General features: G+C 57.7%; 12 protein-coding genes. 11 read left to right on the forward strand and 1 reads right to left on the reverse strand.

Annotated elements, in window-relative coordinates; translation table 11 throughout:
* Positions 1-238 precede the first annotated feature (238 nt).
* The 8 genes from F7R06_RS08500 to F7R06_RS08535 all read left to right on the forward strand — a co-directional run bounded on the left by F7R06_RS08500 (position 239) and on the right by F7R06_RS08535 (position 11,180).
* Positions 239-3,070, forward strand: a complete 2,832-nt coding sequence (locus F7R06_RS08500; protein WP_090324180.1) for a 2-oxoglutarate dehydrogenase E1 component — start codon at positions 239-241, stop codon at positions 3,068-3,070.
* Between the two features lie 42 nt (positions 3,071-3,112).
* The gene (gene odhB, locus F7R06_RS08505; protein ID WP_090324178.1) at positions 3,113-4,330 is read left to right on the forward strand and encodes a 2-oxoglutarate dehydrogenase complex dihydrolipoyllysine-residue succinyltransferase; all 1,218 of its coding nucleotides are present in this window, start codon (positions 3,113-3,115) and stop codon (positions 4,328-4,330) included.
* A 98-nt stretch (positions 4,331-4,428) separates the two neighbouring features.
* On the forward strand, positions 4,429-5,865 hold the full coding sequence (gene lpdA, locus F7R06_RS08510; protein WP_090324176.1) for a dihydrolipoyl dehydrogenase: 1,437 nt from the start codon (positions 4,429-4,431) through the stop codon (positions 5,863-5,865).
* 180 nt (positions 5,866-6,045) lie between these two features.
* Positions 6,046-7,212: an ADP-forming succinate--CoA ligase subunit beta gene (gene sucC, locus F7R06_RS08515; RefSeq protein ID WP_003223015.1), complete on the forward strand. Its 1,167-nt coding sequence runs from the start codon at positions 6,046-6,048 to the stop codon at positions 7,210-7,212.
* Positions 7,212-8,093 carry a succinate--CoA ligase subunit alpha gene (sucD, locus tag F7R06_RS08520; RefSeq protein WP_017127973.1) on the forward strand — a complete coding sequence of 294 codons (882 nt, stop codon included), beginning with the start codon at positions 7,212-7,214 and terminating at the stop codon, positions 8,091-8,093. Before sucC ends, sucD begins: the two co-directional genes overlap by 1 nt.
* 357 nt (positions 8,094-8,450) lie before the next feature.
* Entirely contained in the window at positions 8,451-9,764 is a 1,314-nt protein-coding gene (gene brnQ / locus F7R06_RS08525; RefSeq protein ID WP_090324174.1) for a branched-chain amino acid transport system II carrier protein, read from the forward strand.
* Between the two features lie 277 nt (positions 9,765-10,041).
* Entirely contained in the window at positions 10,042-10,779 is a 738-nt protein-coding gene (locus tag F7R06_RS08530; protein WP_090324172.1) for a DUF599 domain-containing protein, read from the forward strand.
* Positions 10,779-11,180, forward strand: a complete 402-nt coding sequence (locus F7R06_RS08535; RefSeq protein ID WP_090324170.1) for an MAPEG family protein — start codon at positions 10,779-10,781, stop codon at positions 11,178-11,180. Before F7R06_RS08530 ends, F7R06_RS08535 begins: the two co-directional genes overlap by 1 nt.
* A gap of 77 nt (positions 11,181-11,257) precedes the next feature.
* Here F7R06_RS08535 and F7R06_RS08540 read toward each other — a convergent pair whose 3' ends face one another.
* Positions 11,258-11,494, reverse strand: a complete 237-nt coding sequence (locus F7R06_RS08540; protein WP_053156833.1) for a hypothetical protein — start codon at positions 11,492-11,494, stop codon at positions 11,258-11,260.
* 160 nt (positions 11,495-11,654) lie between these two features.
* Here F7R06_RS08540 and F7R06_RS08545 point away from each other — a divergent pair, with 160 nt between their 5' ends.
* The 3 genes from F7R06_RS08545 to htpG all read left to right on the forward strand — a co-directional run bounded on the left by F7R06_RS08545 (position 11,655) and on the right by htpG (position 14,567).
* Positions 11,655-12,137 (forward strand): PaaI family thioesterase, encoded by a 483-nt coding sequence (locus tag F7R06_RS08545; protein ID WP_090327490.1) that lies wholly within the window; start codon positions 11,655-11,657, stop codon positions 12,135-12,137.
* Positions 12,130-12,582, forward strand: a complete 453-nt coding sequence (locus F7R06_RS08550) for a PaaI family thioesterase (RefSeq protein ID WP_090324169.1) — start codon at positions 12,130-12,132, stop codon at positions 12,580-12,582. The genes F7R06_RS08545 and F7R06_RS08550 overlap by 8 nt, the downstream gene beginning before the upstream one ends.
* Before the next feature lie 80 nt (positions 12,583-12,662).
* Positions 12,663-14,567: a molecular chaperone HtpG gene (gene htpG / locus F7R06_RS08555; protein WP_090327488.1), complete on the forward strand. Its 1,905-nt coding sequence runs from the start codon at positions 12,663-12,665 to the stop codon at positions 14,565-14,567.
* The last annotated feature ends 64 nt before the right edge of the window (positions 14,568-14,631 follow it).

The following is a 14,631-nucleotide window of genomic DNA, read 5'->3' on the forward strand; positions in this document are numbered from 1 at the left end:
CGCTGTACCCGTAGATGCTACGGTGCAGGCTTCAACCGGCACCGTAGTTTTAACCTGAGCAGCAGCTCAAAAAGCTGCCGCTCTTATTTTGAAGAAATGAGACAAGCAGGGGCATCCGGGCTGGTACCCGGACTATCAGTGTGATCCTAGTGGCTTGTTTTGGTCGCTGCATTCGGACTTCTGCAAGTTTGCTCGGTGTCGACACCGATGGTGTTCCCCTAACCGAGGGTGACCAAGCATGCAAGAAAGCGTGATGCAGCGCATGTGGAACAGCGCCTACCTATCCGGTAGTAACGCTGCCTATGTGGAAGAGCTCTACGAGCTCTACCTGCACGACCCTAACGCTGTGCCAGAAGAGTGGCGCACCTACTTCCAGAAGTTGCCTGCTGACGGCAACCCTGCCACCGATGTTTCGCACTCCACAATTCGCGATCATTTCGTCTTGCTGGCAAAGAACCAGCGCCGCGCTCAACCGGTTTCCGCCGGCAGCGTGAGCAGTGAGCACGAGAAGAAGCAAGTTGAAGTGCTGCGATTGATCCAGGCCTACCGTATGCGTGGCCACCAGGCAGCCCAGCTTGACCCGCTGGGGCTGTGGCAGCGTCCTGCACCTGCAGACCTGTCGATCAATCATTACGGCTTGACCAATGCCGATCTTGATACGACCTTCCGTGCCGGCGACCTGTTCATCGGCAAAGAGGAAGCGAGCCTACGCGAAATTCACGAAGCGTTGCAGCAGACATATTGCCGCACCATCGGCGCTGAATTTACGCACATCACCGATTCCGAGCAGCGCCAGTGGTTCCAGCAGCGTCTGGAAAGCGTGCGTGGTCGTCCGACGTACTCCGCTGACATCAAGAGCCACCTGCTCGAGCGCGTCACTGCCGGTGAAGGCCTGGAAAAATACCTGGGTACCAAATACCCGGGCACCAAGCGTTTCGGTCTGGAAGGCGGCGAGAGCCTGATTCCGATGCTCGACGAGTTGATCCAGCGTTCCGGTTCCTACGGCACCAAGGAAATCGTCATCGGCATGGCCCACCGTGGCCGTCTGAACGTGCTGGTCAACACTTTCGGCAAGAACCCGCGCGAACTGTTCGATGAGTTCGAAGGCAAGAAGAAGGTCGAGTTGGGCTCCGGTGACGTTAAATACCACCAGGGCTTCTCGTCCAACGTGATGACCACCGGTGGTGAAGTTCACCTGGCCATGGCTTTCAACCCGTCCCACCTGGAAATCGTTTCTCCAGTGGTCGAGGGTTCGGTCCGTGCTCGTCAGGATCGTCGCAACGACCCTACCGGCGAGAAGGTTTTGCCGATCTCCATCCACGGTGACGCGGCATTTGCCGGTCAAGGCGTGGTCATGGAAACCTTCCAGATGTCGCAGACCCGCGGTTTCAAGACCGGCGGTACCGTGCACATCGTGATCAACAACCAGGTCGGTTTCACCATCAGCAACCCGCTGGACTCGCGTTCCACCGAGTACGCTACCGACGTTGCGAAGATGATCCAGGCGCCGATCCTCCATGTGAATGGTGATGATCCGGAAGCCGTATTGTTCGTGACCCAGCTGGCCATCGACTACCGCATGCAGTTCAAGCGTGACGTGGTGATCGATCTGGTCTGCTACCGTCGTCGCGGCCACAACGAGGCCGACGAACCAAGCGGTACCCAGCCTCTGATGTATCAGCAGATCACCAAGCAGCGCACCACCCGTGAGCTGTATGCCGATCGTCTGACCCAGAGCGGTGTGCTGGACGCAGAGCGTGTTCAGGCGAAAGTCGATGAATACCGCAATGCGCTGGACAACGGTCTGCACGTAGTGAAAAGCCTGGTCAAAGAGCCGAACAAAGAGTTGTTCGTGGACTGGCGTCCGTACCTGGGCCATGCCTGGACTGCGCGTCACGACACTCGCTTCGACCTGAAAACCTTGCAGGAACTGTCCGCCAAGCTGCTGGAAATTCCGGAAGGCTTCGTGGTTCAGCGCCAGGTTGCCAAGATCTACGAAGACCGTCAGAAAATGCAAGCCGGCGGCCTGCCGATCAACTGGGGTTACGCCGAAACCATGGCCTACGCGACCCTGGCGTTCGAAGGTCACCCGATTCGCATGACCGGTCAGGACATCGGCCGCGGTACGTTCTCGCACCGTCACGCTGTGCTGCACAACCAGAAAGACGCGGGCACCTACATCCCGCTGCAGAACCTGTACGACGGTCAGCCGCGTTTCGATCTGTACGACTCGTTCCTGTCTGAAGAAGCGGTGCTGGCGTTCGAGTACGGTTACTCGACCACCACGCCGAATGCCCTGGTTATCTGGGAAGCCCAGTTCGGCGACTTCGCCAACGGCGCCCAGGTAGTGATTGACCAGTTCATCACCAGTGGCGAGCACAAGTGGGGCCGTCTGTGCGGTCTGACCATGCTGCTGCCGCACGGTTATGAAGGTCAGGGTCCAGAGCACTCCTCGGCTCGTCTTGAGCGTTACCTGCAGCTGTGCGCCGAGCACAACATTCAGGTGTGCATGCCGACGACGCCGGCTCAGATCTACCACTTGCTGCGCCGTCAGGTGATTCGCCCGCTGCGCAAACCTCTGGTAGTCCTGACTCCGAAGTCGCTGCTGCGTCACAAACTGGCCATCTCGACCCTGGAAGATCTGGCCGAAGGTTCGTTCCAGACCGTTATTCCGGAAATCGATGCCCTGGACCCGAAAAAGGTCGAGCGCGTTGTTCTGTGTAGCGGCAAGGTCTACTACGACCTGCTGGAAAAACGCCGTGCCGAAGGCCGTGACGACATTGCCATCGTGCGTATCGAGCAGCTGTACCCATTCCCTGAGGACGACTTGAAAGAAGTCCTGGCTCCTTACACCAACGCCAAGTATGCCGTCTGGTGCCAGGAAGAGCCGATGAACCAGGGTGCCTGGTACTGCAGCCAACACCACCTGCGTCGCAGCATCAGCAACCTCAACAAGTCTCTCGTACTCGAGTACGCGGGCCGTGAGGCTTCTGCTGCACCTGCTTGTGGTTACGCATCGATGCACGCCGAACAGCAGGAACAACTGCTGAAAGACGCCTTTACTGTTTAACGCCTTCGCGCACCTGAAACCGAATTTAAGGAACCACAGATAATGGCTATCGAGATCAAAGCCCCCACTTTCCCGGAATCGGTTGCCGATGGCACCGTTGCCACCTGGCACAAAAAACCGGGCGACGCCGTCAAACGTGACGAACTGATCGTCGACATCGAAACCGACAAAGTCGTACTGGAAGTTCTGGCCACTGCTGACGGCGTGCTGGGCGCTATCGTCAAGAACGAAGGCGACACCGTTCTGTCCGACGAAGTCCTTGGCTCCATCGTTGAAGGCGGCGCTGCTGCCGCTGCTCCAGCCGCTGCCGCTCCTGCTGCCCAGGCTGCTGCTCCGGCTGCCGAAGGCGAAGACGATCCTGTTGCTGCACCGGCTGCTCGCAAGCTGGCTGAAGAGAATGGCATCAACATCGCTTCCGTTGCCGGTACTGGCAAAGGCGGTCGTGTGACCAAGGAAGACGTGGTTGCAGCCGTTGCTGCCAAGAAGGCGGCTCCGGCTGCCGCACCTGCCAAGGCTGCTGCTCCGGCTGCCGCTGCTCCGGTTTTCGCTGCCGGTGACCGCGTTGAAAAACGCGTTCCGATGACCCGCCTGCGTGCCAAGGTTGCCGAGCGTCTGGTTGAAGCTCAATCGAACATGGCGATGCTGACCACGTTCAATGAAGTCGACATGACCGAAGTCATGGCGCTGCGTTCGAAGTACAAGGACCTGTTCGAGAAGTCCCACAACGGCGTGCGCCTGGGCTTCATGTCGTTCTTCGTGAAAGCGGCCACCGAAGCGCTGAAACGCTTCCCGGCAGTCAACGCGTCGATCGACGGCTCCGACATCGTTTACCACGGCTATGCTGACGTCGGCGTCGCTGTTTCCAGCGACCGCGGCCTGGTTGTACCGGTTCTGCGTAACGCCGAACTGATGAGCCTGGCTGAAATCGAAGGCGGCATCGCCACTTTCGGCAAGAAAGCCCGTGACGGCAAACTGTCGATGGAAGAGATGACCGGTGGTACGTTCACCATCACCAACGGTGGCACCTTCGGTTCGATGATGTCGACTCCGATCGTCAACCCGCCGCAGGCAGCGATTCTGGGCATGCACAACATCATCCAGCGTCCAATGGCGATCAACGGCCAAGTCGTGATCCGTCCGATGATGTACCTGGCACTGTCCTACGATCACCGTCTGATCGATGGCAAAGAAGCTGTAACCTTCCTGGTGACCATCAAGAACCTGCTGGAAGATCCGGCTCGTCTGTTGCTGGATATCTGATAGAAGCAGCCATGAGCTGCAGGCTCGAGCTGTCGGAAAACCCGCAGCCCGGCTTGCAGCTCGCGGCTTCAAGCTTTTCGCTAAAGAGGATTTTTTGAATGTCGCAGAAATTTGACGTAGTAGTGATCGGTGCCGGCCCTGGCGGCTATGTGGCTGCCATCAAGGCCGCGCAGTTGGGTCTCACCACTGCCTGCATCGAGAAGTACACCGACGCTGAAGGCAAGCAAGCCCTCGGCGGTACTTGCCTGAACGTCGGCTGCATTCCGTCCAAGGCGCTGCTGGACAGTTCCTGGAAGTACAAGGAAGCCAAAGAGAGCTTCAACGTTCACGGTATCTCGACCGGCGAAGTCAAAATGGACGTCGCTGCGATGGTTGGCCGCAAGGCTGGCATCGTCAAGAACCTGACCGGCGGCGTTGCTACCCTGTTCAAGGCCAACGGCGTTACTTCGATCCAGGGCCACGGCAAACTGCTGGCCGGCAAGAAAGTCGAAGTCACCAAGCCAGACGGTTCGGTTGAAATCATCGAAGCTGAAAACGTCATCCTGGCTCCAGGTTCTCGCCCGATCGACATTCCGCCGGCTCCGGTTGATCAGAAAGTCATCGTCGATTCGACTGGCGCTCTGGAATTCCAATCCGTACCTAAACGTCTGGGCGTAATCGGCGCTGGCGTGATCGGTCTGGAACTGGGTTCGGTCTGGTCGCGTCTGGGTGCAGAAGTGACTGTTCTGGAAGCCCTGGACACCTTCCTGATGGCAGCCGACACCGCTGTTTCCAAGGAAGCGCTGAAAACCCTGACCAAACAGGGCCTGGACATCAAGCTGGGCGCTCGTGTGACCGGTTCCAAAGTGAACGGCGACGAAGTCGTTGTGAACTACACCGATGCCAACGGCGAACAGACCATCACTTTCGACAAGCTGATCGTAGCCGTTGGTCGCCGTCCGGTGACCACCGATCTGCTGGCTGCCGACAGCGGCGTGACCCTGGACGAGCGCGGTTTCGTGCACGTTGACGATCACTGCGCCACCACCGTTCCGGGCGTCTTCGCCATTGGTGACGTGGTTCGCGGCATGATGCTGGCTCACAAGGCCTCGGAAGAGGGCATCATGGTTGTCGAGCGCATCAAGGGCCACAAGGCTCAAATGAACTATGACCTGATCCCTTCGGTTATTTATACTCACCCGGAAATTGCGTGGGTGGGTAAAACCGAGCAGGCCTTGAAAGCTGAAGGCGTTGAAGTTAACGTCGGCACCTTCCCGTTCGCAGCTTCTGGCCGTGCCATGGCTGCCAACGATACCGGTGGTTTCGTCAAGGTTATCGCAGATGCCAAGACAGACCGCGTATTGGGCGTCCACGTGATTGGCCCAAGCGCTGCAGAACTGGTTCAGCAGGGCGCAATCGGTATGGAGTTCGGCACCAGCGCTGAAGACCTGGGCATGATGGTCTTCTCCCATCCGACCCTGTCCGAAGCCCTGCACGAAGCAGCCCTGGCTGTGAATGGCGGCGCCATCCACATCGCCAACCGCAAGAAGCGTTAAGACAATAAGAAACCACGGCGGTTGCGGCCCGTCGTGAGCCTTGCGTGCAAGACTCACCGCGGAATGTCCGCTGGACGCAGTCTTGCGTAGCTCAGCTACGCAAGCAGCAGTCACAGGTGGTGCGGCACTTCAATAAGTGCAGCACCGAATGCGCAGTACCTAACGAAGACGGTAATAAGCATGAATCTTCACGAGTATCAGGGTAAGCAGCTGTTCGCTGAGTACGGCCTGCCAGTATCCACCGGTTACGCGGTAGACACCCCGGAAGCAGCGGCAGAAGCTTGCGACAAAATCGGCGGCAGCGAGTGGGTTGTCAAAGCCCAGGTTCACGCCGGTGGTCGCGGTAAAGCGGGCGGCGTCAAGCTGGTTCGCAACAAAGAAGACGCCAAAGCCTTCGCACAGCAGTGGCTGGGCAAGCGTCTGGTGACTTACCAGACTGACGCCAATGGTCAGCCAGTCACCAAGATCCTGGTTGAATCGTGCACTGATATCGCTAAAGAGCTGTACCTGGGCGCTGTCGTTGACCGTTCGAGCCGCCGCATCGTGTTCATGGCTTCCACCGAAGGTGGCGTGGACATCGAGAAAATCGCTCACGACACTCCAGAAAAAATTCTGAAAGCCACTATCGATCCACTGGTTGGCGCTCAGCCGTTCCAGGGTCGCGAGCTGGCATTCCAGTTGGGTCTGGAAGGCAAGCAAGTTGCCCAGTTCGCCAAGATCTTCGTAGGTCTGGCCAAACTGTTCCAGGATCACGATCTGGCCCTGCTGGAAGTGAACCCGCTGGTGATCAAGGCTGACGGCGATCTGCACTGCCTGGACGCCAAGATCAACATCGACGCCAACGCCATGTACCGTCAGCCTAAGCTGAAGACTTTCCACGATCCGTCGCAAGACGATCCGCGCGAAGCGCACGCTGCCAAGTTCGAACTGAACTACGTGGCACTGGAAGGCAACATCGGCTGCATGGTCAACGGTGCCGGCCTGGCCATGGGTACCATGGACATCGTCAACCTGCACGGCGGCAAGCCAGCCAACTTCCTCGACGTAGGTGGTGGTGCTACCAAAGAGCGCGTGACCGAAGCCTTCAAGATCATCCTGTCCGACACCAACGTCGCTGCAGTACTGGTCAACATCTTCGGCGGCATCGTTCGTTGCGACATGATTGCCGAAGGCATCATCGGCGCCGTGAAAGAAGTCGGCGTGAAAATCCCGGTTGTTGTTCGCCTTGAAGGCAACAACGCTGAGCTGGGCGCTAAAGTACTGGCAGAAAGCGGTTTGAACATCATCGCTGCTACCAGCCTGACCGACGCTGCTCAACAAGTTGTCAAAGCTGCGGAGGGCAAATAATGAGCGTCCTGATCAATAAAGACACCAAAGTTATCTGCCAGGGTATTACCGGTTCGCAAGGTAGTTTCCACACCCAGCAAGCCATCGAGTACGGCACCAAGATGGTTGGTGGTGTAACTCCAGGCAAAGGCGGCACCGAGCACCTGGGTCTGCCAGTGTTCAACACCGTGAAAGACGCTGTAGCTGCCACTGGCGCCACCGCCAGCGTGATCTACGTTCCGGCTCCTTTCTGCAAGGACTCGATCCTGGAAGCTGCTTTCGGCGGCATCAAGCTGATCGTTTGCATCACCGAAGGCATTCCTACCCTGGACATGCTGGACGCTAAAGTTAAGTGCGACGAGCTGGGTGTAATCCTGATCGGCCCTAACTGCCCAGGCGTGATCACTCCAGGCGAATGCAAGATCGGCATCATGCCAGGTCACATTCACTTGCCAGGCAAGGTCGGTATCGTTTCCCGTTCCGGCACCCTGACCTACGAAGCTGTGAAGCAAACGACTGACGCCGGTTTCGGTCAGTCGACTTGCGTCGGCATCGGTGGTGACCCGATCCCGGGTTCGAACTTCATCGACATCCTGAAGCTGTTCCAGGAAGACCCGAAGACCGAAGCGATCGTGATGATCGGCGAGATCGGCGGTTCGGCTGAAGAAGAAGCGGCTGCCTACATCAAGGCACACGTGACCAAGCCGGTTGTTTCCTACATCGCTGGTGTGACTGCTCCTCCGGGCAAGCGCATGGGCCATGCTGGCGCAATCATCTCTGGCGGCAAAGGCACTGCAGACGAGAAATTCGCTGCTCTGCAAGACGCAGGCGTTAAAACCGTGCGTTCGCTGGCAGACATCGGCAAGGCCCTGGCCGAGCTGACTGGCTGGGCTGTCAAGTAAGCTTCGCGCTTAACTGACGCTTCACCAAGCAAAGGCCACCTTCGGGTGGCCTTTGTCGCTTCTGGTTCTTGGAAATGCTCGAGGCCTTTGTGGCGGGGGAGCAAGCTCCCTCGCCACAGGGGTTTAGTGGAAAAATATAGGCGTAAACACGACACGGAAATGTCGTGTATCGGATAGTTCGCCCCTTAACAGTGCGCTTCACGCGCAAATTCGTTAGGATACGCGCCATTTTTGCGTCCGCGGCCCACAAGGCAGCGACGCGCTAAACGGGTCAGTCTCATACGGACCGACAGCATTTCCCTCACCCATAGGGAAATCCCTCTCTAAATTCCGATTCAGTAGTGTGGTATTTCCTTAATGAAAGTGTTGAAAGGCCAGGACATCCTGGCACTTGGTTTTATGACGTTTGCCCTGTTTGTCGGGGCCGGCAACATCATCTTCCCACCTATCGTCGGTTTGCAGTCCGGGCCTAATGTCTGGATGGCGGCGCTGGGTTTCCTGGTCACCGCCGTCGGTCTGCCGGTGATCACCGTTGTCGCACTGGCCAAGGTCGGTGGTGCGATGGATGCATTGAGCAGTCCGATCGGTAAAGTCGCTGGTGGACTGTTGGCGGCTGCGTGCTATCTGGCTGTTGGTCCACTGTTCGCGACGCCACGTACCGCGACCGTATCCTTCGAAGTGGGCCTGGCGCCATTGACTGGCGAAAGCCCGCTGGCGCTGTTCCTGTACAGCTCGGTCTACTTCCTGCTGGTGTTCTTCATCTCCCTGTACCCCGGGCGTTTGCTGGACACGGTCGGGCGCTTCCTCGCGCCCTTGAAGATCATTGCCCTGGCGGTGCTGGGCATCGCGGCATTCGCCCTGCCGGCCGGTGACATCGGGCATGCAACGCCCGAATACGTTGCGGCGCCATTCTCCCAAGGCTTCATCAATGGTTACCTGACCATGGATACCCTGGGCGCATTGGTGTTCGGCATTGTCATCGTCAATGCCATCCGCTCCCGTGGCGTCGAATCGCCGGCCCTGATCACCCGCTACGCGATCATTGCCGGCTTGATTGCCGGTGTGGGGCTGGCGCTGGTTTATGTCAGCCTGTTCCGTCTGGGTTCGGGCAGCCATGAAGTGGCGGCCGGTGCTACCAACGGTGCGGCGGTACTGCATGCCTACGTACAACACACCTTTGGCTCCCTCGGCAGCGGTTTCCTTGCGGTACTGATTTCTCTGGCGTGCCTGGTGACCGCGGTTGGCCTGACCTGCGCCTGCGCTGAGTATTTCAGTCGTGTACTGCCACTGTCCTACAAGACGCTGGTCATCATCCTGGCTGCGTTTTCCCTGTTGGTGTCCAACCTGGGCCTCACCAAGCTGATCGCGTTCTCGATCCCGGTGCTGACGGCGATCTACCCGCCGTGCATCGCCCTGGTGGCGCTGAGCTTCTGCAAGGACTTCTGGCACGAGCAAGGCCGCATTGTCGGCCCGGTGATGCTGGTGTCGTTCATTTTCGGCCTGATCGACGCCCTCAAGGGCGCGGGTCTTGCGGATTGGATGCCTTCCCAATTGGCCCACTTGCCGCTGAGCGAGCAAGGGCTGGCCTGGCTGGTGCCTTCGGTGATGACCCTGGTGGTCGCCGTGGTCTGTGACCGTATGTTGGGCAAGCGCCAGGAAGCCCTGGCCTAAGCTTATCCGGCCCGTCACAAGCAGGCCGATCGAGCAGGAAACCGAAATGCCCCGTATCAATCGATACGGGGCATTTTTTATGGGGGAATGCGGTGCCTTTTCTTCTGCGCTAACGTCGAAGGGTTGCTCAATCCACTTGTAGGGGCGAGCTTGCTCGCGAAGAACCTCAGAGCAACGCGTTTATCCAGAAAACACGCGCCACTATTCGCGTCCTTCGCGAGCAAGCTCGCTCCTACAAGGGATACGGTGTCCCTGCCACTACATCACAAGGACCTGCATGTCGTTCATCCAAGCCAACCTGATCCACATCCTCGCTGCCCTCTGGTTTGTTATCTGCTGGGGGGGCTACACCCGGTACGCGACATGGAAGGGCCGCGATACCGCGTGCCTGGCCAGCGTGCTGCACCTGTATCGTGAAGACTGGATGCGCCGCATGTTGCTGCGCGATAACCGCATTGCCGATGCCAGCGTGATTGGTAACCTGGAGCGCAATGCATCGTTTTTCGCTTCGAGCACGCTGATTATCCTGGCCGGTATTCTCACGGTACTCGGCGCTTCGGAAAGGGCGTTGTCACTGCTGGCGGATATCCCGATGGTACAGCAGGCTTCCCAGGGGATGTCGGAAATCAAGTTGCTTTGCCTGGCGCTGGTGTTCGTCTACGCGTTCTTCACGTTCAGCTGGTGCATGCGCCAATACAACTTTGCGGCCGTTCTGGTGGGGTCGGCCCCCATGGTCGGTGAGCGCCAGGTGTCCGAACAGGAGCGCAAGGCTTTTGCGGCCCGGGCTGCCCGGGTTATTTCCATGGCGGCCAACCAGTTCAACTTTGGCCTGCGTTCTTATTATTTCGGGATGACCATGTTGGCCTGGTTCGTCAGCCCCTGGTTGTTCATGTTGATGAGTGCCGGTGTCGTGTTTGTGCTGTATCGCCGGGAGTTTCACTCCGACGTTCTCGACGTGATGGTCTATACCCCTACAGAGGCACCGTTGCCCGAGGTGAATAAAGAGGCTGCTTGATGAGTATTCCATTCTGGTGTGTGTTTATCAGTGCCTTGCTGATTTATATCGCGCGAATACCCGTGACCAAGGCTATGAAGGAGCAGGGCGGTTACAACAATCACCTGCCGCGCCAGCAGCAGGGGCAACTGACTGGCTTGGGGGCTCGTGCGTTGGCGGCTCACCAGAATAGTTTTGAAGCCTTCATATTGTTTGCAGTGGGTGTGCTGATGGCGCACACCACGCAAACGGCGGGATGGCTCATTGATTGGCTGGCGATCATCTTTGTCATCTCGCGAGTGATCTATTTGCTGTGTTACTGGAAAGATCTGACATGGCAGCGCAGCCTGGTTTGGCTGGTGGGATTGGTCTGTTCGCTATTGCTGATGATTAGTCCGACTTTTCGAACGATTTTGCTCTAACGAGGTTATGGCTAATCATATTGCAGGCAAAAAAAACCCGCACTTGGCGGGTTTTCTTTATCACGCTAAAAACCGTTTCAGTTTTTAGGCGCGGCTTCTTTTGCCGCTGCTTCGTTCGATTCAGCCTGAGCTTTGGCAGCTTCAGCGTTTTCTTTCGCAGCGTCGTTCACTTTATCCTGAGCTTTGTTCATGTCTTGCTGAGCTTGCTCAGCATGTTTGGCGGCATCTTGAGCTTTGTCCTCGGATTTTTTATCGCAGGCAGCGAGACCGAGGGAAGCGGTCAACATCAAGGCAATAGCTAAAGTCTTACGCATGGGGTGTTTCTCCTTATGGAAAATATCTACTGGCCTTTCGAGCGCAGCCATCAAGGTTAAGTTCCTCAAAACGTTCAGATATATAAGTTTGTTCTAATGCGGAACTTTTGCCGGGACCGTTACTTCACTGCTCGAATTTTTAAATGTGAGTTTCTATCAAATGGCCGAAAACCCCGTTTTTGAGCGCGCCACACGATTCTTGTCGGCACTGCGCCATTGCCAGGTCCTTGGGCTGCGCGTTCACAGTGCCAGCAGCGAAGGGCTGACGGTGGTGCTGCCCTATAGCCCGCAAATCGTCGGAAATCCGCAAACCGGAGTCATCCATGGCGGTGCGCTGACCACACTGATGGACACCGCCTGCGGCATGTCCACCCTCTGTGTACTGCCGGAGTTCGAGGTCTGCCCGACCCTCGACCTGCGCATCGACTACATGCACGCCGCCGAGCCGAATAAAGATGTCTTCGGTTTCGCCCAGTGCTACCGCGTGACCACCGATGTGATCTTTGCCCGCGGCTTCGCCTATCAGGACGATCCAGAGCAGCCCGTTGCCCACGTGGTGGGCACCTTCATGCGGATGGGCAAGGGCATCAAGGGCGCCAAAGGCTTTGGTGGTGCGATCTCAGGAGGCGCAAAAAATGACTGATTCCTTCAAGGAGCAACTGCGGCTGGCTCATGAGCGGGGCGACTATGCCGTGCTGTTGCAGCGCATTCCCTATGCCACGCTGATCGGCGTCGAATGCTCGCGGGTGGGGGACGAACTGTTGTTTCGTCTGCCGGCCAACAAGGACAACATCGGCAATCCCTTATTGCCGGCCATCCACGGCGGAGTGATTGCCGGTTTCATGGAGCTTGCTGCTGCGCTGCACCTGCTGGTGTTCACCGGGTCGCCAGGTGTGCCGAAGATTATCGACTTCTCCCTCGACTATCTGCGCGCCGGGCAGTTTCGCGATACCTGGGCCCGATGCCAGGTATGTCGCCAGGGACGCCGGGTCGCCAACGTCGCAATCACCGCCTGGCAAAGTACCGAAACGGAACCCATCGCCACGGCCCGGGCACATTTCAAACTTGAGGAGCCCTTGAAATCCTGAACACCGCCCCCAACTCTGATCACATCCCGCTGCTGGCCCTCAGGGTCGCGGCTTAGCCATCTGATTGGAGTTTGATGACCATGAGTGTGGAAACTCAAAAGGAAACCCTGGGCTTCCAGACCGAGGTGAAGCAACTGCTGCACCTCATGATCCATTCGCTGTATTCCAACAAGGAAATTTTCCTTCGCGAACTGATCTCGAACGCCTCTGACGCTGTAGACAAATTACGTTTCGAAGCGCTGTCCAAGCCAGAACTGCTGGAAGGCGGCGCCGAACTGAAAATCCGTGTGAGCTTCGACAAGGACGCCAAGACCGTCACCCTCGAAGACAACGGTATTGGCATGAGCCGTGAGGATGCGATCACGCACCTGGGCACCATCGCCAAATCCGGCACCGCCGACTTCATGAAACACCTGACCGGTGACCAGAAGAAAGACTCGCACCTGATCGGCCAGTTCGGTGTCGGTTTCTACTCTGCTTTCATCGTCGCTGACAAAGTCGACGTGTACAGCCGTCGTGCCGGCAGCGCCGCCAGCGAAGGCGTGCACTGGTCTTCCAAGGGTGAAGGCGACTTCGAAGTTGCAACCATCGATAAAGCCGAGCGCGGCACCCGTATCGTCCTGCACCTGAAATCCGGTGAAGACGAGTTCGCCGATGGCTGGCGCCTGCGCAACATCATCAAGAAGTATTCCGACCACATCGCCTTGCCGATCGAGTTGCCCAAAGAAGTGGCCGCCGTTGAAGGCGAAGAGAAGCCGGCCGCCGAATGGGAAACCGTCAACCGCGCCAGCGCCCTGTGGACCCGTCCGCGTACCGAGATCAAGGACGAGGAATACCAGGAGTTCTACAAGCACATCGCTCACGACTTCGAAAATCCGCTGAGCTGGAGCCACAACAAGGTCGAAGGCAAGCTGGAATACAGCTCGCTGTTGTACGTGCCGGCCCGTGCTCCGTTCGACCTGTACCAGCGTGAAGCGCCGAAAGGCCTGAAGCTGTACGTGCAGCGTGTGTTCGTCATGGACCAGGCTGAGTCGTTCCTGCCGCTGTACCTGCGCTTCATCAAGGGTGTGGTCGACTCCAATGACCTGTCGCTGAACGTGTCGCGGGAAATCCTGCAGAAAGACCCGATCATTGACTCCATGAAGTCGGCGCTGACCAAGCGCGTTCTGGACATGCTGGAAAAACTGGCGAAGAACGAGCCTAAGCAATACAAAGGCTTCTGGAAAAACTTCGGCCAGGTCATGAAAGAAGGTCCGGCAGAAGACTTCGCCAACAAAGAGAAAATCGCTGGCCTGCTGCGGTTCGCATCGACCAACGGTGACGACGGCGAGCAAGTGGTGGGTCTGGCCGATTACCTGGCTCGCGCCAAGGAAGGTCAGGACAAGATCTACTACCTGACCGGCGAAACCTACGCGCAGGTCAAGAACAGCCCGCACCTGGAAGTCTTCCGCAAGAAAGGCATCGAAGTGCTGCTGCTGACCGACCGTATCGACGAGTGGCTGATGAGCTACCTCAACGACTTCGACGGCAAGAGCTTTGTTGACGTGGCACGCGGTGACCTGGACCTGGGCAACCTGGATTCGGAAGAGGACAAAAAGGCCGCGGAAGAAGTCGCCAAGTCCAAGGAAGGTCTGGTTGAGCGTCTGAAAACTGCGCTGGGCGAATCCGTTGCCGAAGTTCGGGTTTCCCATCGCCTTACCGATTCCCCTGCGATTCTGGCCATCGGCGAGCAGGACCTGGGCCTGCAAATGCGTCAGATCCTGGAAGCCAGCGGGCAGAAGGTTCCGGATTCGAAACCGATCTTCGAATTCAACCCGGCTCACCCGCTGATCGAGAAGCTCGACAACGAGCAGAGCGACGAACGCTTCGGCGACCTGTCGCACATCCTCTTCGATCAGGCGGCCCTGGCGGCCGGCGACAGCTTGAAGGATCCGGCGGCGTACGTGCGTCGTCTGAACAAGCTATTGGTTGAGCTGTCGGCTTAACTGCGTTGTAGAAAAACCCGCTTCGGCGGGTTTTTTCATTCTGGTGTTTAACAATCAGGAGTCA

This window comes from Pseudomonas moorei, assembly GCF_008801475.1.
Taxonomy (GTDB): domain Bacteria; phylum Pseudomonadota; class Gammaproteobacteria; order Pseudomonadales; family Pseudomonadaceae; genus Aquipseudomonas; species Aquipseudomonas moorei.